Origin of the sequence: Oceanicola sp. S124 (genome assembly GCF_000220565.1) — a bacterium.
Lineage (GTDB): Bacteria > Pseudomonadota > Alphaproteobacteria > Rhodobacterales > Rhodobacteraceae > Pseudooceanicola.
This window is the reverse complement of sequence record NZ_AFPM01000160.1, coordinates 1-25168: the sequence shown is the minus strand read 5'-3', so window position 1 is coordinate 25168 and position 25168 is coordinate 1. Positions and strand designations below refer to the sequence as shown.

Below are 25168 nucleotides of genomic sequence, written 5' to 3'. Positions count from 1 at the left end.
ATTGCCCGGCTCATCGGCAGCACCGTCCCGTCCGCGGGGGGGACGATGTGCGCTGCGAGGGCTATCTCAGCTTCCGGGCGGCCAGTGCAACCCGTTGATCGGTCCGGCTGGTCGGCGTCGCGGATGCACCAGTGGGCGCGCTGCTTGCGGGCGCCTGATCCATTGCCCGGCCGGGCAATGCGAGGAAATGTTCCGAGAGTGGTCGCAGCAAGGGTGGGATGACCATCAAGCTCCAGGCGACGACCGACACGAAGTGCCCCCCAGTCAGGTGCTTCATGTCTGCCGCCCCGTTTCGACAGATTGCCTCGCGATCGCCTTTCGGGCAATGGGGTGGCGATTGCACCGGGGCGGTGGACCTTCCGGGAGGTCTGCCAGCTGCGCCGTCGCGACTTGCTTGCCGAGGCTATGATCCGCGAAGCCTTGCAGGGCAGGGGGGCAGGGCCTGTGTCCCAGGCCGCAAGCCGCGGAGGACCCCCATCAGGTACGACAGGCGCAACCTGATAGGCCTCGAACGGATCAAGATCATGTGCGTCAGGCTCAAGGACTGGCAACGCGCGCCGTTGCCCGAAGCTGTCACTCTCGCCGCGGCTGTGCTGCTCTGGAGATGAGATCTGAGCCTAGCGGGTCAGGGTCACGATTTCCCGGGCGGCGACGCTCTGCCAGTCCGAGACCTCTCCATCCCGCCAGATGATCCGCAGTTCGGCATCGAGCGCAGTGCCAAGCCCGAAGTGCTGCATGCCGGCGTGGCCGCCCGCATGGCCGCCACCGATCATGATCTCGCGGGTCTGCGTGCCGCCCTCGGTGCGCAGCTCGATGAAACTGCCGATGGCTGCGGTGTTCGGAGCCTGCCCGGCGACATCGACCAGCAGCCAATTCCCGTCCCGAGAGGTGTTCTCGAAGACTTCCAGCGCCGCGCGCCGGTTCACCACGGCCAGGTCGAGCCAGCCGTCGTTGTCCAGGTCCACCAGCGCCGCGCCTCGGGACCGCGCCATGGAGGCGATCCCGGCCTCGACGGACCGTTCGGCGAACTGGCCCCCGCTGTCCTGCATGAGCAGGGAGTTGGGATCTTCCATCGCCGCGTCGGGCATCTGTTCGACATTGCCCTTGGCCACGAAGATATCGTCGCGCCCGTCGTTGTTCACATCGCCGAAGGCCGCATGCCAGCCGGTCGAGGGGCGCCCGTCGCTGCCCACATGGGGCCTGTGCGCCGTGGTGCCCCGCGCATAGGTCGCGTCGCGCCAGGTGGGGCCACCCCCGGCCTCGGGGTCGAACTCCTGGAACTTCTGATCGCCCATCGAGGTCAGGTAGACATCCGGCAGGCCATCCCCCGTCACATCCCGAGAGGCAATGCCCATGCCCCAGATGGAATAGGGCAGCCATCCCTCCTGCTGGTCATAGAGGCGCGGGGTCTCCTCCATGGCCCAGAGCTGCTCCTGCCCGCCCCGGACATAGTAATGCCGGTCGTTGGAGACCCGCAGATCGGCCCGGCCAGAGCGGTTCCAGTCGGAAAAGAGCATCGACAGGGCGCAGAACCCCGGTTCAAGCCGGATGGCCGCAGCATAGGTCCGGCCCTCGGGCCGGTAGAGCAGCGTGTCGTCGCAGGCCTCGAAGGGCCCCTCGGGATCGCTGCGGTCGACATAGGTGCCGAAGGCCAGGGTCGGCAGGCTCTGACCGGCCTCCCAGGTGGCCGAGAAGGCGGTGGTCCAGTGATCGCCCGAGGCAAAGCCGAGCGCCTGGCCCATCTCCTGGAACCGGCAGTCGCCCAGCCCGCGCAGAAGCTGGTCCTGCCCGACGCGCAACACCGCCAGGTCGAGAATCCCGTCGCCGTTGATGTCCAGCGGATAGGCCCCGGTCACGCCCGTCATCGCCAGGATCTCGGGCGTTTGCGCCTCGAAGGCCAGCCCTTCGCCCGAGCGGTTGCGGAACAGGGTCGCCGGATTGCTGCCACCGGCGGCATAAAGCTCGGGCAGGCGGTCGCCGTCGCAGTCGAAGGCCGCGACACCGCCCCCTACGAAATGCTCCCAACCGCCGTCATAGACATGCGGCGCGATCTCGACCGGCGCGAAGACCGGCGCCACGGGCTCGGCCATCGCAAGGCCCGGCAGCAGCAGGAAGACCGGCAGGCTACGCAGCATCCTGATCCCTCCCTGCGCGGATCTTCATGATCGAGACCATCTCGATGCCATGGGCGGCTGCCCCGCGCGCCCACATGGACTCATCCAGATTGCGCACCGTGATGCCCGGCAGGGGCGCATCCACCTGCACCGTATTGCGTCTGAGAGCCTCCATCATCGCCTGGGTGTGAACGTCGTCGAACCGGGGCCTGAGGCGGGCGATCACGATGTGCTGCGGATCAAACAGGTTCACCAGGCTGGCGAGGGCGACCCCCAGGATCTTCGAGGCGCGTTCCAGCACTTCGCCTGACAGCCGGTCCCCGGCCCGCGCGGACTCCAGGATGTCGGTAAGGCTCTTGTGCGCATCGCTCTGCCGGCCAACCGAGGCATCGCGGATCAGCGCGTAATCCCCCACGTAGGCCTCGAGGCAGCCGCGTTGCCCGCACTGACACAGCGCGCCTTCGAATTGCACCTTCATGTGGCCGAACTCGGCGCCACAGCCGCGTTCGCCCCGGTAGAGTTGCCCGTTCTGCACGATGCCCATGCCCACGCCATGTTCGATGGTCACCACGAGGAAATTGTGCAGGCCGCGCCCCTCGCCGAAGAACTGCTCGGCCTTGGCGACGAGGTTGGCGTCGTTCTCCAGGAAGGCGGGGCAGGGCAGATGCCTGGCAAACAGCGGGCCGAAATCGACATTGCGTTCCTCGACCGAGGAGGACCAATGCATGAAGGAGGTCTCGCCATTGATGAACCCGGGCAGGCCGAGCGCCGCGCCTGCGACGGCATCCACCGACAGGTCCAGCGCGGCGAGCGCGTCATCCAGCGCCTGGCGCACCGCCCGCACCAGCGCTTCAGCGGGCATGCAGGACACCGCGAGCGGCGACAGATGAGAGCCGATCTCGACACCCTTGAAGTCGACTATGGTGACATGGATCGCATGGCGCGCGACCTTGATCCCGGCCACGGCCAGCGCCTCGCCATTGACCTCGAGCATCACCCGGGGCCTGCCACGCTGCCCGGAGTCGATGCGCTCGGCATCCACCTCCCGGATCAGCCCCGCCTCGAGCAGAGCGCCACAGGCAGCGGTCACCGTCGCGGGGCTGCTGTCCAGTTCCCTGGCGATGTCCGTCCGCGAAATCTGCCCCGCCACACGAATGCAATGGAACGCCCGCAGGCGCGTCAATTCACGGGCATCAAGGCCGTAGTGGCGGGCGTGGTCCTTCATCATCCTGCGACATTCAACCAAACGTCCGCCGGTTTCCAGCTATTTTTTCAGCGATTAAAAAAACATATTTTTGCGGCTGAAAAAAATGTGCAAGATGACGGTGTCGGCGCGATTCGAGGAGGAACGGATCTCGCACGGACAACGAGCTTGCCGATCGAGAAAAACCGGTCGGACATTTGGGAGGAATCCAATGAAACTGATCGCAACAACTGCGATTGCCATGGTGCTTGGCACCGGTGCATTCGCGCAGACCGTCGGCGTGAGCTGGTCCAATTTCCAGGAAGAGCGCTGGAAGACCGACGAGGCGGCCATCGTCGCCGCCATCGAAGCCGCAGGCGGAGACTACATCTCGGCTGACGCGCAATCGTCGTCGTCCAAGCAGCTCTCGGACGTGGAAAGCCTGGTGGCACAGGGGGCCGATGTGCTGGTGATCCTGGCGCAGGACACCCAGGCCATCATCCCCGCCGTGACCGCCGCCGCCAACGAGGGCATCCCGGTCATCGCCTATGACCGCCTGATCGAGGACCCGCGCGCCTTCTACCTGACCTTCGACAACGTCGAGGTTGGCCGCATGCAGGCCCGTGCCGTCCTCGCGGCCCAGCCCACCGGCAACTACGTGATGATCAAGGGCTCACCCACCGATCCCAACGCGGACTTCCTGCGCGGTGGTCAGCAAGAAGTGCTGCAGGCCGCCATCGACGCCGGTGACATCACCATCGTCGACGAAGCCTACACCGACGGCTGGCTGCCGGCGAACGCACAGCGCAACATGGAGCAGATCCTGACCGCCAACGACAACAACGTCGACGCGGTCGTGGCCTCCAACGATGGCACCGCCGGTGGCGTCGTGGCCGCGCTGACCGCACAGGGCCTCGAAGGTCTGCCGGTCTCGGGTCAGGATGGCGACCATGCCGCGCTGAACCGCGTGGCACGCGGCACCCAGACCGTGTCGGTCTGGAAGGACGCCCGCGCGCTCGGCAAGGCAGCCGGCGAGATCGCCGTTGCGCTGGCCAGCGGTACCGCCGCCTCGGATATCGAAGGTGCGGCCGAGTGGACTTCGCCCGCAGGCACCACGCTGACCGCCAAGTTCCTCGAGCCGGTTCCGGTGACCGCCGACAACCTGACCGTTGTCGTCGAGGCCGGCTGGATCGAGCAGGACGCCCTGTGCCAGGGCGTCACCGGCGGCCCCGCACCCTGTAACTGATCCTGTCCCAACGCATGTGGCCTCCGCCATCACCGGCGGGGGTCACAGCCCCTGCATTCAGAACCGAGGTCACAATGGCAGACGCCAGCGCCTCCGGCACGTCGATCGGACGGAAGAACATCTTCAAGACACTCGAATTCGATACCCGCCTGCTGGGCATGGTGGGCGCGTTCGTTCTGGTGTGCATCGTGTTCAACGTCCTGACCGAAGGTCGGTTTCTCACCCCGCGAAACATCTTCAACCTGACGATCCAGACCGTCAGCGTGGCCATCATGGCCACGGGCATGGTCTTCATCATCGTGACCCGCCACATCGACCTCAGCGTCGGCGCGCTGCTGGCGACCTGCTCGGCCATCATGGCCATGACGCAGACCCAGTTCCTGCCCAGCCTCGGGATCGACTACGGCAGCCCGCTGATGGCCCCCGTGGCGATCGTGGTCGGCCTGCTTGCGGGCGGTCTGATCGGGGCATTCCATGGCTGGCTCGTGGGGTATCTCACCATTCCCGCCTTCATCGTGACGCTCGGGGGTTTCCTCGTCTGGCGCAACGTGGCCTGGTACCTGACCAGCGGTCAGACCATCGGCCCGCTCGACGACACCTTCCAGAAGCTCGGCGGTATAGGCGGCACCCTTGGCACCACCGCGAGCTGGGTCATCGGCGCCCTCGCCGTGGCCGCGGCCTGCTACGGCATCCTGCAGGCCCGCCGCGCCCGCATCGCCCATGAGTTCCCGGTCAAGCCCGTCTGGGCCGAAGCCACGCTGATGGCCCTCGCCGCGGCGCTGATCCTCGGCTTCGTGGCCACGCTCAACGCCTATTCCGTGCCGACCCGCGTGCTGGCCCGCGAATTCGAGGCCCGCGGCGAGGTCATGCCCCAAGGCTTCACCCAGGGCTACGGCATTCCCTTCTCGGTGCTGATCCTCATCGCCGTCGCCGTGGTGATGACCGTGGTGGCCCGTCGCACCCGCCTGGGGCGCTACATCTTCGCCACCGGCGGCAACCCCGACGCGGCAGAGCTTTCCGGCATCAACACCCGGCTGCTGACGGTCAAGGTCTTCGCCATGATGGGCGTGCTCTGCGCGCTGGCCGGCATGGTCGCCTCGGCGCGCCTGTCGTTCCACTCCAATGACATCGGCACCCTGGACGAACTGCGCGTGATCGCGGCGGCCGTCATCGGTGGCACCGCGCTGGCGGGCGGCATCGGCACGATCTACGGCGCCATCCTCGGCGCGCTGATCATGCAGTCGCTGCAATCCGGCATGGCCATGGTCGGCGTCGACGCCCCGTTCCAGAACATCGTCGTGGGCGCTGTGTTGGTGCTGGCCGTGCTGATCGACATCATCTACCGCAAAAAGACCGGAGACGTGTAATGGCTGACCGCAGTGGAACCCCCCTGGTCGAAATGCGCGATGTCTCGGTCTCGTTCGGCGGGATCAAGGCCGTCGATCACGTCACAATCGATCTGCACCCCGGCGAGGTCGTCGGCCTGCTGGGGCACAACGGCGCCGGCAAGTCGACGCTGATCAAGTGTCTGTCCGGCGCCTACAAGATGGATGCCGGAGAGATCTACATCGACGGAAAGCTGGTCGACATCCAGAACCCCCGCGACGCGCGCGCCCACAATATCGAGACGATCTACCAGACGCTGGCGCTGGCCGATAACCTCGATGCGGCCTCGAACCTCTTCCTGGGCCGAGAGCTGATCACCCCCGCGGGGCTGGTCGACGATGCCCGGATGGAGGCCGAGACGCGCAAGATCATGGCCCGGCTCAATCCGAACTTCAAGAAGTTCAACGCCCCTGTCAAAGCGCTCTCGGGTGGCCAGAGACAGTCGGTCGCCATCGCCCGCGCGGTCTACTTCAATGCCCGCATCCTGGTCATGGACGAGCCGACCGCCGCGCTTGGCCCGCAAGAGACCCAGATGGTCGCCGAGCTGATCGAACAGCTCAAGGCACAGGGCATCGGGATCTTCCTGATCGAACACGACGTGCATTCGGTGATGAATCTCTGCGATCGTGCCTCGGTCATGAAGAACGGCCAGCTTGTCGGCACGGTGGATGTGGACAAGGTCACCGACGAGGACATCCTGTCGATGATCATCCTGGGCAAGCGCCCCGAAGTCGCCGCGTCCTGACCGGACCAACCTTCAACTCTCCCCTGCGCCTCGGCTCGTCCGGGGTGCATCTCCCACTTTGCCAAGGACCAAGACAGTGAGCACAGGATTCTTCGACGGTATCTCCAAGGTCGCCTTTGAAGGCACGGACAGCACCAATCCGCTGGCCTTCCGCCACTATAACCCGGACGAAGTCGTCATGGGCAAGCGCATGGAAGACCACCTGCGCTTTGCCGTCGCCTACTGGCACAGCTTCGCCTGGGAAGGCGGAGACCCCTTCGGCGGACCGACCTTCGTGCGCCCCTGGCACCCCCAGGACGACATGGGCCGCGCCAAGCTGAAGGCTGACGCCGCCTTCGAGATGTTCGATATCCTGGATGCCCCGTTCTTCTGCTGGCACGACGCCGACATCCGCCCCGACCAGGGCGACTTCGCCGGCAACCTCGCCACGCTCGAAGAGATCACCGACTACATCGGCGAGAAGATGGAAGGCAGCCGCACCAAGCTTCTCTGGGGTACCGCCAACATGTTCAGCCACCGCCGCTGGATGTCGGGTGCCGCGACCAACCCCGACCCCGATGTCTTCGCCTTTGCCGCAGCAACGGTGAAATCCTGCATGGATGCGACCCACAAGCTGGGCGGCGCGAACTACGTGCTCTGGGGGGGACGCGAAGGCTATGAGACCCTGCTGAACACGGACCTCAACCAGGAGCTGGACCACATGGCCCGCTTCCTGCACATGGTCGTCGACTACAAGCACAAGATCGGCTTCGAAGGTCAGATCCTGGTCGAGCCCAAGCCCCAGGAACCCTCGAAGCACCAGTATGATTTCGACGTGGCCACCTGCATCGGCTTCCTGCGCAAGTACGGGCTGGAAAACGAGGTGAAGCTGAACATCGAGCAGGGCCACGCGATCCTGGCCGGCCATTCCTTCGAGCACGAGCTGGCGCTGGCCGCCTCCGAGAACATGCTCGGCTCCATCGACATGAACCGCAACGACTACCAGTCCGGCTGGGATACCGACCAGTTCCCCAACAACACGCCGGAAGTCGCGCTGGCCTACTACTACGTTCTGAAGTCCGGAGGCTTCACCTCGGGCGGCACCAACTTCGACGCCAAGCTGCGCCGTCAGTCGCTCGAGGCCGAGGACCTGATCGCCGCCCATGTCGGTGGCATGGATATCTGCGCCCGTGGCCTGAAGGCCGCGGCGGCGATGATCGAGGATGGGGGGCTCGATGACGCCCTGAGCACCCGCTACGCGGGCTGGCAGGCCCCCGAGGCCAAGGCCATGCTGACCAGCGACCTCGCCTCGATCACCGAGCGTGTGCTTTCTGAAGGGATCAACCCCGAACCCCGTTCCGGCCGCCAGGAGATCCTTGAAAACTACGTCAATCGCTTCGTCTGATTGCTCAAAGAAGGACAAGCCATGTATCTTGGTCTCGACCTCGGAACCTCTGGCCTCCGCGCCATCCTCATCGACGAGGCCGGCGCGGTTCTGGCAGACGCCGAAGCCGCATTTGATGTCGACCACCCGCACGCCGGGTGGTCGGAACAGGCCCCCGCCGACTGGATCGAAGCCTGCAAGACCACCGTCGCCGCGGTGAAGGCCAAGGCGTCCCAGGCCTTCGCCCAGCTGAAAGGCATCGGGATCAGCGGCCATATGCATGGCGCGACGCTGATCGATGCGGACGACAAGGTGCTGCGGCCCTGCATCCTGTGGAACGACACCCGCTCCACCGACGAGGCCGCGGCGCTCGACGCCATGGACGGCATCCGCGAGATCACCGGCAATATCGTCTTCCCCGGCTTCACCGCACCGAAACTGGCCTGGGTCGCAAAGCACGAGCCCGAGACCGTCGCCCGGGTCGCCAAGGTGCTGCTGCCCAAGGACTACCTGCGCCTCTGGCTGACCGGAGAGCATATATCGGACATGTCCGACAGCGCGGGCACCGCCTGGCTGGACGTGGGCGCGCGCAACTGGTCGGACGCCGCCCTCGCGGCAGGCGGCATGCGCCGTGACCAGATGCCCGAGCTCGTCGAAGGGGCCGCCCCCGGCGGCAACCTGCGCGAGACGCTCTGTGCGGAATGGGGTCTGTCGGGCCCCGTCATCGTCGCCGGTGGCGCCGGTGACAACGCGGCGGCGGCCTGTGGCATCGGCGCCCTGGGGGAAGGCAGCGGCTTTGTCTCGCTGGGTACCTCGGGCGTGCTGATGGTCGGGCGCGACAGCTATGCGCCGGACGCGGCCTCGGCCGTGCACAGCTTCTGCCATGCGGTGCCGGACCGCTGGTACCAGATGGGGGTGATCCTGGCGGCAACCGACAGCCTCAACTGGCTGTCGCGCAACCTCGGGCAAAGCCCGGCAGATCTGTCCGCAGCCCTGCCCGACACCGCAAGCGGGCCCTCCAGCCTGACCTTCCTGCCTTACCTGTCGGGCGAGCGCACCCCGCACAACGATTCCCGCGTGCGTGGCGCCTTCATCGGTCTCGACGTGGCGATGGATCGCACCGATCTGACCCGTGCCGTCATGGAGGGCGTCAGCTTCGCCCTGCGCGACAGCCTCGAGGCGCTGAAGGGCACCGGGGCCCAGTTCGAGACGCTCTTCGCGGTCGGCGGCGGCGCAAGGTCGCGCTTCTGGCTGACCACGCTGGCCAACACCCTCGACCTGCCCCTGTCGCTGCCCGCGGGCAGTGAGCTCGGCGCCGCCATGGGGGCCGCAAGGCTTGCCATCTGCGCGGTCACCGGGGCCTCTCCCGATGCGGTGATGACCCAGCCCGAGACCGGCGACGTGATCATGCCCGACAAGGCGGTGACCGCAGCCTATGACGACGCCTATGGCCACTACCGGGCGCTTTATCCCGCGCTCACCAGGAAAGGGTAAGCCATGCAACGTGGAGCGCGCAGGATCGGCGAAAGCCAAATCTCCCCGAGGGGATTCTGCGCCGCCACCCTGCGTGCCGCCACGGCGCTGGCGCTGGCCTGCGGCCTCTGCGGTGCGGTCGCGGCACAGGATGCGCGCGGCGGGGGCCTGCCCGACCTTGGCCCCCGCCCGGTCTTTCCCGAGCCTGACATGGCGCGGGTCCAGCTGGGGCAACTGCTGTTCTACGATCCGATCCTCTCGGGCAACCGCGAGGTCAGCTGCGCCACCTGCCACCACCCCGACCTCGGCACTTCTGACGGAGTCTCCCTGGGGTTGGGCGATGGGGGCCTGGGCCTTGGCTCCAAGCGGGAGATCAATGCCCAGAACCTTCCCGAGCAGCGCATCCCGCGCAATGCGCCGGGGCTGTGGAACCTCGGCGCCGAGGAATTCACCCGCTTTTTCCACGATGGCCGTCTAGAGTTGGACGAGAGCCAGCCCAATGGCATCCGCACCCCGCTCGGCGCCGAGATGAGCATGGGTTTTGCCTCTCCCCTTGCTGCACAGGCCATGTTCCCGGTGCTCTCGGGCGACGAGATGGCCGGCCACTACGCCGAGAACGAGGTCAGCCAATCGGTCCGCCAGGGCCTGCTGGCGCAGCCCGGCGGCGCCTGGGACAAGATCGCGGCGCGGGTTGCGGCCATCCCCGAATATGCCGAAAGCTTCGAACGGATCGAGCCCGGCGCCCCGATCACCTTCGCCGCCATCGCCAATGTCATCGCCGATTTCATCACCTTCGAGTGGCGCGCGGATGAGGCCCTGTTCGATCGCGTCATGGCGGGTGAGGCCAGCCTGCCTCCCGAGGCGCAGCGCGGGATGGAGCTGTTCTACGGCGAAGCCGATTGCGCCTCCTGTCACGCGGGCTGGTTGCAGACCGACCACGACTTCCACGCCATCGCCATGCCGCAGATCGGGCCGGGCAAGGCGGCGCGCTTCGAGAACCACGCCCGCGACGAGGGGCGTTTCCGTGTCACGGGCGACCTCTCGGACGCCTTTGCCTTCCGCACACCCTCGCTGCGCAACGTGACCCTGACGGCGCCCTATGGCCACGACGGGGCCTTCGCCACGCTGGAGGGCGTCATCCGTCATCACCTTGATCCGGTGGCCTCGCTGCTGAGCTACGACATCTCGCAGGCGGTGCTGCCCGACCTGCCCTCGGCCAAGGATCTGCGCATCCAGAGTTCGGCGGCTGAGGTCGAGGCCATCGCAAGCGCCAACAGCCTGGCCCCACGGACGCTGGAGGACGACGAGGTGGCGGCTCTCATCGCCTTCCTGGAAAGCCTGGAAGATCCGGCCCTGCGCCTTGGCATCCCGGCCTCGGTGCCCAGCGGCCTGCCGGTGACCGGCCGCTAGGGGCAGGCCCTATTGATCGGCTCGCGCCGCCACTGGCGGGTTGTTCAACGCCCGCCAACGACGGGCGGGTGAACACTCTAACCCCATCGAGTGCCACGTTCGTTTCCCTGCGCATCTCCGACATTCGCGGCAAGTGGAGTGGAGGTCCGCTTGTTGCCCTGGATATCAGCTTCTTGCATCATGGGACGTGAGAACTGTGCGATCTCGGTCAGGCCTCGGCTGTGTCTGGCAAGCAGTGGGGCGCGCCTTTCTAAGGCCCTGTGCCGTGATGCGACATGATGAAGAGCGTTGGGTCAGTCGCGGCTTGAAGGAACAGACGCTGGTCAGCTTCCAGGTCTTGCGGGATGGGCGCCGTGACGGTGACAACGGCGAAGCCTCCGGACGTCTCCTGAGTAAACTCCAGTATGCCGTTGTTCACGCTGTGCCATCCAGTCTTCGCGACTTCCACGCAGCGGGCGCCGGTCTGGCAGGTCATCTCACTGGCCTGGCGTGAGCCGCTTCCGACCGGCCAGAACGTTCCCGGTTGTGCGATCTCTCCTTTGCTTCAGGTCGGGTGGGGAGCCGTTCTCATTCTTACGATCACCGCGATTCATGCCGAATTGTCGGTTCCCCAAGCTTCCTGTGCCGCGTGCCAGTTCCGGTGGGATGCCTTGATGGCCCTGCGTGATCATTTCCGCATCCACGGCCGTCCGGGCTAAATGCCGAGGAGGGGCAGGCGGGCCCGAGCGATGCCCGGGCCCGTACCGGTCAGAGCAGGTGCCTGGGTGCGGCTTCCTGCGCAAAGGTTGCCGCAAGAACGACCCTCAGAATGCAAGTTCCATCATGAAGTCGAGGCCGAAGCTTTCATAGCTGGCGTCCCAGAGGCCGTCGTAGAGGCCGCCGACTTGCACAGACAGACCATTGGGCCAGGTCTTGTGGCCACCCAGAGTGACGCGGCCCCTCGTGGATTGCCCTGCCGCGCCAGTTCCGTCGGAAGCGATTGCGGCAAACCCGGCGGTCACGACCAGATCGCGCCGAAGATCAAACAGAAGGTCCAGGCCGAGAGCGGTTTCACGCAGCGAGACCGTCTGTTGCGGGACCATCTGCCCCAGGCTGTCGCGATAGGCGCGCTGGGTGTCCCGGGTCCATCCGTGTTCGAGATAGGGCTGGAAGGTGACCTCGCCCCGCTCGATTTCGCCGGAAAGGCTCAGCGTCGCAAGCCAACGCTCGGTCGAGAAGCTGTCCGTGAAGGTCCCGAAGGGAGTGATCGTATTCCGGGTTTCCCCGTAGAGCAGCCGCCCATCGAAGGTCAGCTGCCCGTCTGCCAGGCCCATGGCGAAGTAGGGACCGGCCAGCCAGCCGGTGCCTTCCAGCCGTGCGACCCCCTGCGTGGCCGTGGCCCGGTCGATCTCGATCATCGCACCGACAAGGAGGTTTTCTGAAAGTCGATGGTGTGCACCGAGGGTCAGGAGCGCATAGCTGAGGTCATCATCGCCGTAGCTGGACCACTGTCCCTTGAGGGAGAACCACAGGGGGCGGCCGCCGCCGCTGTGGAGGGAGAGGCGGCCACTGCCATCACGAAATGCCAGCGCGCCGCTTGGCGCCCTGTCGCCAAGCAGGTCCCGCAGGCGCGGCTGCGATGTCAGCAGGGCGCGCGCACGATGCTCCATGAAGCGGCGGATGTGCTCGCTGGCGATCTGGGCGCTGTCCAGAGGCGCAGACGCTTGTGCCAGGAGGTTGAGCATGCCGCCTTCACCGCGCACGGCGCCCGCCGGGATCTGAAGGCTGAGGTCGCCGGTGCCCTCGATGGACAGTGTTGCCGTCCATTGCCGGGGGCCGCCGGTCAGGCCGGTGAGGGTGCCACCCTGGACCAGGATGTCGGATGCCGTGAAGCCGAAGACATCCTGATCCCAGTCGAAGGTCAGCGCGGCAGTGCCTGCGCCATCCACCTGGTCCGGCATCCCGGTCACGGTGACCTGGGGCGCGCTGCCACCCGGAGTTGGCCGGAAAGTGAAGAGGCCCGTGCCGGGGGTGGCGACGCTGTCTTCGAAGCTGCCCTGGTTGACGACAAGCTCATGATCAAACAGCGATGCCTCGTTCACGCTGACGGTCGCCAACCAGCGGGTGCAGGCCGCGCCTGATGCACATTCCGACGCCTCGACAAGCGAGATCACCGAGGCCTTGGTGGCGGTCACCGGTGTGCCGCCGCCAAGGGTCACGGGTTCGCTGAAAACGATGGTCGCCGTGTACTGCCCCGCGTCGCCTGCAAGGGCGTCCATGGGGTTGCCATCGACCGAAAGGACACTCGGCGGAACGCGTTGGACAGTCGCTGTCAGACGGTCCGACGCAAGGTTGCCCACGCCGGCGGAGGTTGCGGCCCCGGCTGGTACCTGCATGGAGACCGGGCCGTCACCGGCAGCAGTGACGCGGATATTGTAAACTGTCCCGCTGCCGAAGAAGTCGTCGATGACGAGGTTCTCCAGGGTGATATCCGTGGGGACGAAATCGGCGACCGGGGTTTCGAACAGGATGCTGACCAGCGTGTCGGCAAAGTCGTTCAGCTCATCCAGGTCGCCCAGAATAGAGGTTTGCGGCGCCGTGCTCTCTTCGACCCGCAAGGAGAAGAACCCGATAGAGGCGGACACCCTTTCCGGGTCGAAGAGTTCCGCGGGGGTCGTTTCGGCGTAGAAGTCCACATACAGGGAGATCCTGTTGCCATCGCCCGTGTCGAGGGCAACTTCGCAGTACCCGCTTGGCAGATCGATCATCGACGCGGCTGCCCCTCCGGTGCCGCAGCCGGCCAGGGTTTCGATGAGAGACCCGCGATAGTAGACCTCGATTTGCGTCTCGTAGCTTTGGGTCGCGGTGTCATAGTCCAGTGTCGCAATGGCTGCGGCCATCGCATCGCTGGACGTGGGCGAGCCGTCGCAACTGCCGCCCGAGGTTTCGGCAACCACTACTGTCGAAGTCAGGCGGCCGGCTGCGGTCTCGCCGGGGGGGAGAAACAGAAGGCCCGAGTCCACCGGAAAGCAGCGAAACTCGCCAAGGCGTTCCTGTGCCATGGCGCCAGCACCGTGCAATCCACCAAGGGCGAAGGTAACAAGCATGAGAAGCCAGCAAAGTACATGGCGCCAGGCGGTGTGGGGCGGTTTGGTCATGGTGTTCCCTCGGTGTCTTTGTGTGGCGCACGGCCGGTCGTTTCGGGGACTGTTGCGAAGGGCCATCGCTGCTGCTCCAGCACCTCGGCCAGGACGCGGTGCCCCGCGGGGGGCGGCATGTGCAATGGCCGGTCAGCGCCCCTGATCGGTGGCGCAACGTGCCAAAGAGCCTTGGCCGGTGCCGCTGGAAATGCCCCGCTCAACAGTCCGGGCGACTCTATCCAAGCCGGGCTTCATGACGAGGGGCCGAGGTTGTCGACAAACGCCCTGATGCTGTCGAATTCCTGCAATGCGGGGTTGTGCGATGCGAGGGGGTTGGTAGCTTCGTTCCATCTTGAACCTCTTGATCGTACAGGATGAAAATGCCCCGCTCCCAGGGTCCGGCCCGCTCAGTCAAACCAATCTCGCTCCAGCTTCCGGGCACGGGACGTACGAGTGTCATGGAAGGGGATTTCGATCTTTCGGTTGAAAGCACGCCCCATGCAGGCTTGACCGGATTGCACTGGAGCCTCTCGCATTTCCGGACGAAGGGACCTGATACCATAGAGGTGCAGGGCGGGCGGTTGAGTGACTTCTTCTTCACTCAGGTGGCGATATCCGGGACTTTCGAGGCCGAGCTGACCTGTGGCGCGATGTATGACACGAGGGCCATAGGTCTGCTGCGTCCGCAAAGGCCTGCGGCCCGCTACCGGTTCTCCGAGCGAGAGAACCGTCTCTTTGGCGTGTTGTCGACGCCCGAGACAATCGAGGGCTGGTTCGGTGATCACCTGCCACCACGGTTGCGCCGGCTTCTGGATGGTGTGGGGGGCGCGACCTACCATCGGCCAAACCCTTTGCCGAACGACTTGCGGCAGATGCTGTTGCGATCTCTGGCGACGACCTCACCGCTGCGACAGCAGCTGGTCGAGGCAGCCGCGGTGCAGATCCTGGGGTATCAGTTGGAAAGCCTTTCGGAGAGGGGACAAGAGAAGGGGCTGACCGAGCGTGAGCTGGGGGCCGCGCGCGAGGCCCACCTCCTGATACAGGACGATCCGGCTGGCGACTTGACCACCGCAGGCTTGGCCAGCTGGTTGGGGATTTCCGCCCGGCGTCTCGATATGGCGTACCGGGCACTCTTCGAGTGTTCGGTATATCAGGGCCTTCTGGCGTCCCGTCTTAGTCATGCATGTGACGCCCTGCGCGCCGGAGAGCCCATCAAGTCCGTGGCCTTCCGGCTTGGCTACGCCTCGGTGAGCAGTTTCTCCTATGCTTTTCGCCGCCAGATGGGGTTGCCACCGCGACAGTGGCAGGAAACCCAGAGCAAATCGCGCCCGGCGGCGGCTTTCAGATCCGTTCGGCCTCGTTGACGCGCGATTTGCGTCTGTCATGCTCTCAGGTGCTTGACGCTCCGCGCGCACTTGAGGCTGGGCCAGACAGCTGTCTTCGGCCCCCGGGGGCCTGAGTATCAGGGCTGAGTGATCCTGTCCGGTGGGCTTGCCGTCGTGTTCTCGCGCGGCGAACTGGAGAAAAAGCCCGCCCCAAGTGTTGAGGACCCAGGTGTTGAGGAAATGTGCAGAGAGACCGGGTTTCAGCGTGTGATCGTGACAGCCGGTGCCGTCTCGCACGGCTCTTCGACGTGGACGGAGGCGCCATTCGTCTGGACGAGGCGACCAGCGCGCTCGATACAAAAACAGAGCGGGAGATGTCAGACGCGCTTGGCGCGCTGTCGGAGGGCCGGACCACGATCACCATCGCGCACCGCCTCTCGACTGTCCGCGAGGCCGACCTGATCGCGGTCATGCAGCGCGGACGCGTGGTGGAATCCGGCCCCCATGCGGCGCTTGAGGCACAAGGCGGCGTCTATGCCGGGCTTCTGGCAGGCACATGACCGTCGGGAGCGGGCAGGGCGACACCACGGCCGGACGCTGCCTGGTCCTGGCGTTCACCCGTTCTCTGGCTCGGCACCTTCCAGATCCGTCGCCGTAGCGGACAGCACGTCGTCGAACAGCGCCTTCCACTGTGCCTCCGGCAATGACAGAAGACCGAAGGCCCTGAGCAGGAATGCCCCTTCCGCAGCCAGGAAGGTCGTCGCCAACCGAGGGGCCTCCTGCTTCGTCAGGTCAACTCCGCCAAGGTGGGCGGCGTACCAGTCGCGCGTCTCTGCCAGTTGGTCAGGATGCTGAAGAAGCGCGGTCACGGCGACGGCCACGCGGGAATGCTCGGCCCCCTCCGCATCCCGCATCCCGCATCGCCGGTCCGGTGACGGGCCTCACGATTCCGCGTCTGGGGGACGCGCGCGGGCTGACCACGGCGCTGGCGCGGACCGGCCTTGCCCTGGTCGCCTTTCTGCTCACGTATCAGGACCCGACCGCCCTCTGGCTTTCGGTCCTGGAGGTCATGGGCTTCGGGGGCGGCGCCACCATGACGGCTGCGTCGAGCGTGATCATGCTATCCGCTCCCGAGGAACAGGCCGGCATGGCGGCCTCGGTGCAGGAGGTCTCGTTCGACATGGGGGCGCCGTAGGTATCGCCATCCTCGGCAGCATCATGACCGCGCTCTAGACCCGCGCCATGACCGTTCCCACGGGCCTCAGCGCAACCGTTACCGACAGCATCGATCAGGCACTGCTGACTGCCGAGACCTTGAACGGCAGCGCTCCCGCGCACCTGAGGTCGCTGGCCCGGGCCGGCCGCGACTGCGGGCCCGAGCATGACAGCGTCGACTGCCGTGTCCGGTTACTGCGCATGGCCGCCACTCGTGGCAGGCGCAGCGAACGGCCGGTTTCGAGCCCTCAGGTGTCATTGAAACTGGTGATGCGGCGGCTTATGCTCAGTCCGTCACAGAAGGAGATTCATGCACAGAGGCTTCGATTGAGCCGCACTTGGCGGCATCGCTCGGCACATGGTTGCCGATCCTTTTTGCATGATTTCTGTGGAGTTCTCATGAAGAACGCAAACGTCGCAATCCGGCCCTTCGACGTGGCAACGGATCTGGAAATACTGTCGACTATCTGGTTCGAAGCCTCGCTGAAGGCCCACCCCTTCATCGGTGAGAAAAGGCTGACTGAACAGCGCAAGCTGATCGAGGAGGATTATCTGCCGAAGGCGGAGACTTCCGTGGCTTGCCTTGGCGGAGAACCTGTTGGCTTCATCAGCCTTCTGGGATGTTTCATTGGCGGGATATTCGTCGCGCCGGATCGGCAAGGTCTTGGTGTCGGGCGCAGACTTATCGCCGATGCCCTGGCCCGGAAGGGTGAACTGTCCCTTGAAGTCTATACCGAGAATGAACAAGCCGTCCGCTTCTACAGGACGCTAGGGTTTCAAGAGGTTTCCCGACGGGCTGTCGATGACTTCGGGTTCCCCTTCCCGAATGCGGCCCTCCATTTGAAGAGCTGAGAAAAGGTCTCGCAGGGCACGCCCTGCCGGACCACATCCGCAAGGGGCCGGTCTGTCCCGAACAGCGGCCCCTAGCGCCCGGCGCAGCGCAGGAGCGCAGCCAGCCCGAACCCTCCCTTCGTCTCTCCCACAGTATCGCGTTCGGGGGCGACACGGAGGGCGGCATTCGGGCTTTCGCTGCGGTTACAATCCGATCACCCACCAAAGGTGGACGCCGACATTCGGGGTGGACCTCGAGGTTCCGGGTCTCCGCTACTCTTGCATTCAGATGAAACCGCGAGCGAAGCAGGGTGCCATCGGGAAGTCCGCCCCAGAGCTGGATGACCACGACCGCGGGCCGCTCTCTTACGCGGAGCGAATGCCGCGTCCCGGTGACATCCCCATGTGCTGCGGCCCGAACCTGAGTGCCGGGGACACCAGGAAAAGGTCGTACACCAATGGCTTGGAAAGGGGCGCAGGACATCGGGTGTTTCGCCCGCCTGGTCGCAAGACCTGGACGTCGCGCGACGGACTGTCGGAGTGAGCCAGGGAAACGAAGGCCTGTTCCGCCTCTACCAGAACCATCAGCGCATGGAGGTCTGCACGGTCGCGTAGAAACAGGTGCTCCTGCGCATGTCAGTTTGCGGTCAGGCCGGCAAGGAAGGTCTCGAAGCTGGGTGCGATGAGGCAAAGGCCCTCGTCGAAGGGAACTTCGTGATCGCTGAAGAACACCTTTCCGTGGTTCGGCCCCTTCAGCGCCAGAACGATCGGGTTGCCGAAAACGTCTCCGCCAATGCTCAGTTACCAGGGGCGGAGGTCTTCGCCGTATTTCGAATTGCAATCCCAGAGGTCGTTGTAATCGTGCTCGGAAGTGACGGCGTACAGGTAGTGAAGGACGGTCGTCGTCTCCCGCCCGTTGGTCACGAACGTGATCACGCGATTCTCCGGCATCTGCCCGTGCCGCGTGGCAAGCCAGTCGCGGTAGGCCGCAGGGAGCCTGGCTTCGAGCACACGTCCCAGCAGATCGCGCGTATCGGGGGCCAGGGAGGATGGCGTCGCCTTGGGGCTTTTCCTCACTCTTTCGCGCTCTGGCGGAACCCGTTGTAAAGATCGTGCAGCATCTCGCCCCGGTCGGGATTGATCTGCGTCTGCTCTCCGGAAGGTGCGGTATACGTCAGCGTAAAGCTGCCCTTTTCCGCGCCATCCTCGAGAAATCTGACGTGATCGAGCACTGCAAGAACCCCGAAGACCCCGGCATGCACGCCTTCTTCCACCAGTTGTTGGAGCCTTTGGCGGCTCTCGCCATCCATCTCGGCCAGCCAACTGGCCCGGGCCTTGCGCTCGGCAGAGACCCCACGGCCTGTGGGATGTTGTGCATGCTGGAGAATGCCGCCCGACGTCCTGGCCATGGACCGAGCAAGCTGCTTCGTGAACATTTCCTTGTCCATCGCCAGACGCTACCCCCCTGAGACATGCAGACGGCCGAGCTTTCGCGACATTCCTGAAGGTGTCAATGTTCTCGATCATATGAGCTCTTGGCTGGACGTGCGGTGCTTGAAGGCAAGTGTGTTTTTAAACGCGCCAATTGCACGTGGAGTTGGCCATGCCTCGCCTTGAGCCGATCAGTCTGCGCGGCGGGAGCCGCCACCAGGTTCTTCAACGGACGTTCTCTGACCTGCTCTCCGAACGCCTTCGCAGGCACAGTGCAGTGCGAGCCCTCGCGGCGAACGGCGGGACGGTCGCACTGCCGGCCTCGGATCGTTGGAAATGCAGCGGCGCAGCCTGACCGGCTGTTTCGGTGAAGTCCCGTCACAGTGCCCAGCAGGACTGCGCATGTCCGTTCCGGGCCGAAGGTTTCGGACTGCATGGGCCGCGGCACGCCCAGGGGAGTGTCCGCCCCCTTCGCGTCGCTGACGTTCGCGCTTCGCGCAGCGAAAGGCAGCTTCGCGCCCTTCGTCCCGCCCTCGACATGTCGCTCCACTTAACACCCATGCCGGCGAGGATCGCAGCGGGATGGCGGGGAGGCCCTGCACGTCCATCAGGTCATCGTCGACGGGCGGGGCGCGCCCGCCGTTGAGGGCCGCCAGGGTCACTGGCCACTTCGGGCGACGGTTCGATGTCCGCCTTCCGAGACGTGAAGCAGATACGGATCCTCAATTCGCCCGGAGTCGAATGGGGCACGACACAGGCGCTTGGGTCAACCCAGGAGGCCAAGTGCTCTGAGCTTGAGAACTGGTCGATCCAGGCACTTTCATTGAGCGCCCGGATCGGGAATTGTCTCGGCGCCCGTCTCAACTTTCCCAGGCAGGGCCTTGATATGACGCCGAATATATTTCTCGGCCTGTTCCGGGGGCAGGGGGACTTGAGTTCGTATCTCGCCGCCCTGACCACTTTCTCGAAGACCCGCAGGGCAGGCGGTACCGCAGCAGGTTCACGTCGGTATCCCGTATAGGAGCGGGGCGGGCATGGCGGGCGCTGGCCGACTTTCGGGGCAGGTCATCTCTTCGTCGAACATGTCCCTCTTCAGGCCATCCTGCCAGGGCTCGGGAACCTCGGCTTTGTCGGCTGCGCGCCCGTTTGCGCAGGTTGCCGCAGGTCTGCGGGGCACTCTGGCAGTGGCTGCGGACATCGACGGAACAAGAGCAGGGGTCAGGGCCCGAGGCGGAGGATCTCACGGGCCCGGGTGTTGTCCCTGGTGCTGCCCGGCCATGACCGGCGTGATCCCCTCAAGCACCGCCGAGGGCGTCCGATGCGGGATTGGCGCCGATGCGTGGCAGGCCGGCGGTAGAGCGCTGGACCGGACCACCCGAACGCACTAGGTACAGTCTTCCCTGTATCGAGTAGCCAGAATTCCTCAGCCATGCTCCCGAGACGCCGCGCCCGACTCTCCAGAAGACAGCCTGCCTGCCGCGCCTGCGGACGGGCGGCACTGCCAGGACAAGTGACATGAAACGTCTCGACTTTCTTGACGGGCTGCGGGGGTTCTTCCTGCTGACCATGGCCCTCTCGCACCTCGTCCTGCAGGGCGGTGTCTGGCTGACGGAGGTGCATTTCCGCCAGGTGATGTTCGTCGAGAGTGCGCAGGGCTTCGTCTTCATCTCGGGCCTGATGGTCGGTCTGATCCAGGGCAGGCGCCTGCTGCGCCACGGCGGCGCGGCAATGCGAAAGTCCATCCTCTCCAGGATGGCAGAGCTCTGGCTCTGGACGGTCGGGCTGATCTTCCTAGCCCTGTTGGCGCGTGACCTTGCCCCCGGGGGCTATCTTGCCTGGCGCAACTGGCTTGGCACCGCGCCGATCGGCGACCCGATGCGGATCTTCGGGATCCTGTCGCTGACCTTCCAGCCGACCTTCATGGACATCCTGCCCATGTACATCTTCTTCATGGCCGCCTCGATCGTGGTCATCCGATGGGTCGTCGAAGGGCGCTGGTGGCTTGCGGCGGGCCTGTCGGCGCTCAGCTGGATCGCCTGCCAGCTGGAAGTGGCGCGCCTCTGGTCCGGACCGCTGAACGAGGCGCTGAAGGCCTCGGACACGCAGGGGCTGCGCATGGCTTTCGATCCCATGGGCTGGCAGGTCCTCTTCATGGCCGGGGTCATCCTGGGCGCCCTCTGGGCGAGCGGTCGTATCAGCTGGGACAGGGTCTTTGGCCCGAAGACCCGCGGAGTGGCCTTCTGCGCGGTGCTGGTCATGCTGTTCTTCGCCCCGCTGCGTTTTGCCACCGCGCACGGGCTGATGCCTAAGGAGATGCTCGAGCTGTTCTGGCCCTTCGATCAGCGCTCGAATTTCAGCGTGATCTACCTGGCGAACTTCGTCGCCGCAGCCGTCCTGTTCAGCTGGCTGGCGATTGCCGGCCGCCAGGATTCTCTGGCCTTCGTCCGGGGGATCTCGACCGCGCTGCACTGGATCTTCACGCGACCCGCGCTTTGCCTGCTCGGGCGGCATTCGCTGCATGTCTACGCCTGGCATGTCGTCCTGATCTATGCGGTGCGCTACTACGACAGCACCTGGGGACCGAGCGGGGTGGGGATCAACACGCTTCTGGGCCTCTACGTGATTGCGCTGATGTGGCTGCCCCCCCTGATCCGGGAACGCCGTCGGCAACGCCCGATCGCGGCCTGATCCTGATCTGAGGGGGAACATGCCCGGCGCTATGGGCCGGAGCCTGTCGTCAGGGCGCGCGGCGTGGTTTGCCCGGTCTGGGCACCTGCGGTCCGGGGCCGGCAAGGGTCATGCCGGGGCTGGCCGACTGGCTGAACGCGCGGTGCAAGGCTCTGCTGGATATGCGGCCCTGCGCCTGACTGCTGCGGCCTCCTGGCGGTCCGACGCGCGGGCGGCCCCGTGTCCTCCATCCGCAATGAGGCAGAGGGCGCCCTGGCCGGGTTCGGCACCGATGGCTGCTTCTGTACCGCTGGCGGGGACTCTTGTCCGGGGCAGCCGCTGGTCGGGTCCTGGCACCGGCTGCTGCATCGACGGCTTTTATTGAAGCCCGGAAAGTCGTTCCGCCTTTCCAAAGTGGGCGGGACGGGTTAGGCAGCCCGGTCCTTGGAAGGGTTGGAAAGCACATGGCGCAGAATGCCACCATCTACAAAGTCGAGCTGTCGGTCTCGGACATGGATCGCCACTACTACGAGACCCACAAGCTCACCGTTGCCAAGCATCCCTCGGAAACCGATGAACGGCTGATGGTCCGCATGGTCGCGTTTGCCCTGAATGCGCATGAGCATCTGGAGTTGACCAAGGGCCTGTCGACGGATGACGAGCCCGACATCTGGCAGAAGAGCCTGAGCGGCGAGATCGATCTCTGGGTGACGCTCGGACTGCCCACCGAGAAAGTCATGCGGCAATCCTGCAGCAAGGCGGCGAAGGTCATCGTCTATCCCTACGGCGGTCGGACGGCCGAAGCCTGGTGGGACAAGATCGGGAACGGTGCGGGCCGTTTCGACAATCTGCAGGTGGTCCGGTTCTCTGAGCCGGATACGGCGGCCCTTGCCAGGATGGCAAGCCGCGCGATGAAGCTTCAGGTCAACATCCAGGATGGTGAAGTGATGGTCAGCGCCGAGGATGACACGCTCTACATGACGCCGCTGACCTGGAAGGGCGCAGCCTAGTCGGGACCAGGTTGCCTGCGGGCATCTGCCTCCGGGGCGAGGGATTGTCTCTGGTCGTGATCCCTCTTCGCGGCCAGTTTGGGGCTGGCCGCGAAGAGGGCGGGCCGGTGTCCGGGCACCGACCGTCCGGGACGGGGCGGCATGGCCCCGCATTCGGGTGTCCCCGGCAACGGATCCGGGCCTGCTTCTGCAGGGCCGGAGCGGTCGGGGCATCTCTCTGCCGCTGACATCGGGACATCGGGCTTGCACCCCCTCCGGCGATGCGCGGAAAGGAGGACATGCAGGCCCATGCTGGCACGACAGAGCCACCGGCCCCGCCGCTGTCCGGTCAGGGAGCGGTTGAGACGCAATCTAGCCTGTGCCCCTGTCGTCCGCTGCGGTGAAAGATGTTGATATGCTGTCGATCTTTGTTGAATGCCGGCTGTAGTGAAGACCGGTCGCGGGCTGCCGCCCTCGCCGGGTTCTGCCGTCCGGCAGGTCGCGTGACGCGGCGACGGGGCAGGCGGCCCCATCCCTTTTACCGGCAGGAGCAGGGACAGGGCACACGGACAGGGGGCAGGGCGCGGAGCAAGACCTGTGGCAGCTGGTTCAGCCCCGGCGCAGGCGCAGCCGGTCGATCAGCAGCCGCATGGCGGAACTGAGGTTGCGCCGCCCCATGTAGCACAGGTGATAGCCGTCGAAGGGCGGGCAGAAGTCCGCCAGCACCCGACGCAACCGTCCGGTCTCAAGATCCGCGCGCACCTCGGACAGGGGCAGGTAGCCCAACCCGTGACCCGCCCGCGCCGCCTCCAGCACCAGCCCCGGATCGTTGAGGATGAAGGGGCCGTCCAGTTTCCTGACCACCTCGACGCCGTCGATCTCGAACTCCCAGTCGTAGACAGGGCCGTCGACACGGTGCCGCATCAGGATGCAGGCATGGTCCTCAAGCGCATCCGGGTGCCCGGGCGTGCCGCGTCGCGCCAGGTAGTCGGGGCTGGCCACTGCCGCCATCTCCAGCCGGGGCCCCACCGGGATCGCGATCATGTCGGGGCTCAGGTGCTCTCCCAGCCGGATCGCGCAGTCGAAACGATCTTCGGCCAGATCGGAAAGCCGCCCCTCGCTGCTGATCTCGATCCGCACCTCCGGGTAGTCGCGGACCAGCTCCGAGACCACGGGCCAGAGGATGTCGCGCGTGGCGGGATGGCTGGAGGTCACCCGGACGAGACCCGAGGGGTGCTCTCCCAGCGTGCGGATCTCCTCGATCCGGTTGCCGAGGTGCTGGAAGCTGGGGCGCAGCGCGGCCAGCAGCTGTTCGCCCGCATCGGTCGCCGTGACCCGGCGCGCCGAGCGGTTCAGCAGCCGGACGCCGATCCGGTCCTCGAGGCGCCGGATCGTATGGCTGACGGCGGATTGCGACACGCCCAGGCGATGGCCCGCGCGGGTGAAGTTGCCCTCTTCGGCGACAGCCAGAAGGGTCGACAGGTCGCCGAGCAGTTCGCGGTCCATAGTGGGCTCCTTTCAGGCTTGCGGCTGTCTGCAGCAGCATCCCCCCGGGGCAAAGGAAAACGCCCTTCCGGGCATGAATGCAATTCATGGCGGCCGTGGGGCTGCCACAGGAGGGAGCGGCCTGGCCGGGCGGGCGCCGGGGGCAGGCAGGGTCCGGGGCGCTACTTTCGATATGGCAAATCCCGCCGGATTTGGACAACATGCGCGCCATGACGGCGAACCCTTCCCCCGACCAGACGCCCCCCCGTTTTCGACCCCCGCATGGCCGAGGCCAAGGTGCTGGTCGTGGACGATGAGCCCGGGCTGCGGCATTTCCTCAGCAAGGCGCTGTCGCGGGAATGCGCCCGCGTCGACGTTGCCGAAGACACCCAGCAGGCCTCGGCCTGCCTGGATGCCGAAAGCTACGATGTCATCATCCTCGACAACATCATGCCCGGCCAGTCCGGGCTGTCCTGGCTGGCTGACCAGCGCCAGATCGGGCTGCATGCGGATGTCATCATCGTCACCGCCTTCGCCGACCTGCGCACCGCCATCGAGGCGATCCAGGCCGGGGCAAGTGACTTCCTGCTGAAGCCCTTCCGCTCCAACCAGGTGCTGAACGCGGTCTCCAAGTGCCTGTCGCGCGCGGATCTGAGCCGGCAGAACTCGCTACTGCGCCACGAGCTGGAAGAGGGCACCGACCTGATGCGCCATCGCTCGCACCTGATCGGCTCGTCCCGGGCGACCCAGGCGGTGCGGAGGCGGATCGAGGAAGCGGCGGGGATCGACAGCAACACGATCATCCAGGGAGAGCCGGGCACGCCGAAGCTGATCTCGGCGCGGATGCTGCACAGCGCCTCGGCACGGCGCGGGCGGCCGTTCATCACCCTGCAGTGCTATGGCATGACGGCGCCTGACCTGCGCGAACGGCTGTTCGGGCGGCTCACTGCCGAAGAGGATGCCGAGGGCCTGCTGAAGCTGGCTGAGGGCGGGATGCTCTATCTCGAAGAGGTCGACCAGCTGGATGCCTCGTGCCAGTCGGTGCTGCTGGAATGGGCGGCGCAGGGGCGCTTCCAGCCGATCGGCGGGCGGCGCAGCTTCGCCAGCGATATCCGCATCATCTGCTCGTCTACCGTGCCGCTGGCCCGCGCGGTGCGCAGCGGCGCCTTCCGCGCCGACCTGCACT

The 25168-nt window shown here is 65.8% G+C and carries 21 protein-coding genes; 13 read left to right on the top strand and 8 right to left on the bottom strand.

The features are described from left to right. Window positions 1-617: 617 nt before the first annotated feature. Both OS124_RS0111335 and OS124_RS0111330 read right to left on the bottom strand, forming a co-directional pair. The gene (locus OS124_RS0111335; RefSeq protein ID WP_010139737.1) at window positions 618-2135 is read right to left on the bottom strand and encodes a CRTAC1 family protein; all 1518 of its coding nucleotides are present in this window, start codon (window positions 2133-2135) and stop codon (window positions 618-620) included. Beyond that, window positions 2125-3339, bottom strand: a complete 1215-nt coding sequence (locus OS124_RS0111330) for an ROK family transcriptional regulator (RefSeq protein ID WP_237708105.1) — start codon at window positions 3337-3339, stop codon at window positions 2125-2127. Before OS124_RS0111330 ends, OS124_RS0111335 begins: the two co-directional genes overlap by 11 nt. A gap of 190 nt (window positions 3340-3529) precedes the next feature. Here OS124_RS0111330 and xylF point away from each other — a divergent pair, with 190 nt between their 5' ends. The 6 genes from xylF (at window position 3530) to OS124_RS0111300 (ending at window position 10920) form a co-directional block, all read left to right on the top strand. After that, window positions 3530-4543, top strand: coding sequence for a D-xylose ABC transporter substrate-binding protein (gene xylF / locus OS124_RS0111325; protein WP_010139735.1), 1014 nt, complete (start codon window positions 3530-3532; stop codon window positions 4541-4543). Between the two features lie 74 nt (window positions 4544-4617). Continuing rightward, the gene (locus OS124_RS0111320) at window positions 4618-5910 is read left to right on the top strand and encodes a sugar ABC transporter permease (RefSeq protein WP_010139734.1); all 1293 of its coding nucleotides are present in this window, start codon (window positions 4618-4620) and stop codon (window positions 5908-5910) included. Then, window positions 5910-6674, top strand: coding sequence for an ATP-binding cassette domain-containing protein (locus OS124_RS0111315; protein ID WP_010139733.1), 765 nt, complete (start codon window positions 5910-5912; stop codon window positions 6672-6674). The genes OS124_RS0111320 and OS124_RS0111315 overlap by 1 nt, the downstream gene beginning before the upstream one ends. A 76-nt stretch (window positions 6675-6750) precedes the next feature. Further along, the gene (gene xylA, locus OS124_RS0111310) at window positions 6751-8058 is read left to right on the top strand and encodes a xylose isomerase (protein ID WP_010139731.1); all 1308 of its coding nucleotides are present in this window, start codon (window positions 6751-6753) and stop codon (window positions 8056-8058) included. Between the two features lie 21 nt (window positions 8059-8079). Beyond that, window positions 8080-9531 (top strand): xylulokinase, encoded by a 1452-nt coding sequence (xylB, locus tag OS124_RS0111305; protein ID WP_010139730.1) that lies wholly within the window; start codon window positions 8080-8082, stop codon window positions 9529-9531. Between the two features lie 3 nt (window positions 9532-9534). Then, the gene (locus tag OS124_RS0111300; RefSeq protein ID WP_010139729.1) at window positions 9535-10920 is read left to right on the top strand and encodes a cytochrome-c peroxidase; all 1386 of its coding nucleotides are present in this window, start codon (window positions 9535-9537) and stop codon (window positions 10918-10920) included. 250 nt (window positions 10921-11170) lie between these two features. Here the strand turns inward: OS124_RS0111300 and OS124_RS0111295 are convergent, their stop codons facing one another. Both OS124_RS0111295 and OS124_RS0111290 read right to left on the bottom strand, forming a co-directional pair. Next, entirely contained in the window at window positions 11171-11395 is a 225-nt protein-coding gene (locus OS124_RS0111295) for a hypothetical protein (protein ID WP_010139728.1), read from the bottom strand. Window positions 11396-11723: 328 nt separating this feature from the next. After that, entirely contained in the window at window positions 11724-14057 is a 2334-nt protein-coding gene (locus OS124_RS0111290; protein ID WP_138919508.1) for an Ig-like domain-containing protein, read from the bottom strand. Between the two features lie 440 nt (window positions 14058-14497). Here OS124_RS0111290 and OS124_RS26080 point away from each other — a divergent pair, with 440 nt between their 5' ends. Both OS124_RS26080 and OS124_RS0111280 read left to right on the top strand, forming a co-directional pair. Next, entirely contained in the window at window positions 14498-15403 is a 906-nt protein-coding gene (locus OS124_RS26080; protein ID WP_010139726.1) for a helix-turn-helix domain-containing protein, read from the top strand. A 335-nt stretch (window positions 15404-15738) separates the two neighbouring features. Next, the gene (locus OS124_RS0111280; RefSeq protein ID WP_010139725.1) at window positions 15739-15924 is read left to right on the top strand and encodes a hypothetical protein; all 186 of its coding nucleotides are present in this window, start codon (window positions 15739-15741) and stop codon (window positions 15922-15924) included. Between the two features lie 54 nt (window positions 15925-15978). Here the strand turns inward: OS124_RS0111280 and OS124_RS24420 are convergent, their stop codons facing one another. Next, complete coding sequence (locus OS124_RS24420) at window positions 15979-16278, bottom strand: hypothetical protein (protein ID WP_010139724.1); 300 nt, start codon at window positions 16276-16278, stop codon at window positions 15979-15981. Between the two features lie 17 nt (window positions 16279-16295). Between OS124_RS24420 and OS124_RS26075 the strand changes: the two genes are divergently transcribed. After that, window positions 16296-16559, top strand: a complete 264-nt coding sequence (locus tag OS124_RS26075; RefSeq protein WP_010139722.1) for a major facilitator transporter — start codon at window positions 16296-16298, stop codon at window positions 16557-16559. Between the two features lie 419 nt (window positions 16560-16978). Continuing rightward, window positions 16979-17431, top strand: coding sequence for a GNAT family N-acetyltransferase (locus OS124_RS0111265; protein WP_010139721.1), 453 nt, complete (start codon window positions 16979-16981; stop codon window positions 17429-17431). Window positions 17432-18211: 780 nt separating this feature from the next. On the opposite strand, the gene OS124_RS0111255 is transcribed toward OS124_RS0111265, so the two are convergent. Together OS124_RS0111255 and OS124_RS0111250 are read right to left on the bottom strand one after the other, a co-directional pair. Further along, window positions 18212-18487, bottom strand: a complete 276-nt coding sequence (locus OS124_RS0111255) for a hypothetical protein (RefSeq protein WP_010139720.1) — start codon at window positions 18485-18487, stop codon at window positions 18212-18214. After that, window positions 18484-18846 carry a hypothetical protein gene (locus OS124_RS0111250; protein ID WP_138919506.1) on the bottom strand — a complete coding sequence of 121 codons (363 nt, stop codon included), beginning with the start codon at window positions 18844-18846 and terminating at the stop codon, window positions 18484-18486. The genes OS124_RS0111255 and OS124_RS0111250 overlap by 4 nt, the downstream gene beginning before the upstream one ends. 1510 nt (window positions 18847-20356) lie before the next feature. Here OS124_RS0111250 and opgC point away from each other — a divergent pair. Continuing rightward, entirely contained in the window at window positions 20357-21529 is a 1173-nt protein-coding gene (gene opgC / locus OS124_RS0111245; protein ID WP_010139718.1) for an OpgC domain-containing protein, read from the top strand. A 443-nt stretch (window positions 21530-21972) separates the two neighbouring features. Beyond that, window positions 21973-22518 (top strand): YaeQ family protein, encoded by a 546-nt coding sequence (locus tag OS124_RS0111240; protein WP_010139717.1) that lies wholly within the window; start codon window positions 21973-21975, stop codon window positions 22516-22518. Between the two features lie 588 nt (window positions 22519-23106). On the opposite strand, the gene OS124_RS0111235 is transcribed toward OS124_RS0111240, so the two are convergent. Further along, window positions 23107-24003 (bottom strand): LysR family transcriptional regulator, encoded by an 897-nt coding sequence (locus OS124_RS0111235; protein WP_010139716.1) that lies wholly within the window; start codon window positions 24001-24003, stop codon window positions 23107-23109. 261 nt (window positions 24004-24264) lie between these two features. On the opposite strand from OS124_RS0111235, the gene OS124_RS0111230 reads away from it, so the two are divergent. Then, window positions 24265-25168, top strand: a 904-nt coding sequence (locus OS124_RS0111230) for a sigma-54-dependent transcriptional regulator (RefSeq protein ID WP_010139715.1), incomplete at its 3' end; no start/stop codon positions are given.

Coding starts and splice junctions, on each gene's coding strand:
- OS124_RS0111315 (WP_010139733.1), top strand. CDS start 5,910: ATGGCTGACCGCAGTGGAACCCCCCTGGTCGAAATGCGCGATGTCTCG.
- OS124_RS0111240 (WP_010139717.1), top strand. CDS start 21,973: ATGGCGCAGAATGCCACCATCTACAAAGTCGAGCTGTCGGTCTCGGAC.
- OS124_RS0111280 (WP_010139725.1), top strand. CDS start 15,739: ATGTCAGACGCGCTTGGCGCGCTGTCGGAGGGCCGGACCACGATCACC.
- OS124_RS0111290 (WP_138919508.1), bottom strand. CDS start 14,057: ATGACCAAACCGCCCCACACCGCCTGGCGCCATGTACTTTGCTGGCTT.
- OS124_RS0111250 (WP_138919506.1), bottom strand. CDS start 18,846: ATGTTCACGAAGCAGCTTGCTCGGTCCATGGCCAGGACGTCGGGCGGC.
- OS124_RS0111235 (WP_010139716.1), bottom strand. CDS start 24,003: ATGGACCGCGAACTGCTCGGCGACCTGTCGACCCTTCTGGCTGTCGCC.
- OS124_RS0111330 (WP_237708105.1), bottom strand. CDS start 3,339: ATGAAGGACCACGCCCGCCACTACGGCCTTGATGCCCGTGAATTGACG.
- OS124_RS0111300 (WP_010139729.1), top strand. CDS start 9,535: ATGCAACGTGGAGCGCGCAGGATCGGCGAAAGCCAAATCTCCCCGAGG.
- OS124_RS0111295 (WP_010139728.1), bottom strand. CDS start 11,395: ATGACCTGCCAGACCGGCGCCCGCTGCGTGGAAGTCGCGAAGACTGGA.
- OS124_RS0111265 (WP_010139721.1), top strand. CDS start 16,979: ATGAAGAACGCAAACGTCGCAATCCGGCCCTTCGACGTGGCAACGGAT.
- OS124_RS26080 (WP_010139726.1), top strand. CDS start 14,498: ATGGAAGGGGATTTCGATCTTTCGGTTGAAAGCACGCCCCATGCAGGC.
- OS124_RS0111320 (WP_010139734.1), top strand. CDS start 4,618: ATGGCAGACGCCAGCGCCTCCGGCACGTCGATCGGACGGAAGAACATC.
- xylF (WP_010139735.1), top strand. CDS start 3,530: ATGAAACTGATCGCAACAACTGCGATTGCCATGGTGCTTGGCACCGGT.
- opgC (WP_010139718.1), top strand. CDS start 20,357: ATGAAACGTCTCGACTTTCTTGACGGGCTGCGGGGGTTCTTCCTGCTG.
- OS124_RS0111335 (WP_010139737.1), bottom strand. CDS start 2,135: ATGCTGCGTAGCCTGCCGGTCTTCCTGCTGCTGCCGGGCCTTGCGATG.
- OS124_RS24420 (WP_010139724.1), bottom strand. CDS start 16,278: ATGCGGGATGCGGAGGGGGCCGAGCATTCCCGCGTGGCCGTCGCCGTG.
- xylB (WP_010139730.1), top strand. CDS start 8,080: ATGTATCTTGGTCTCGACCTCGGAACCTCTGGCCTCCGCGCCATCCTC.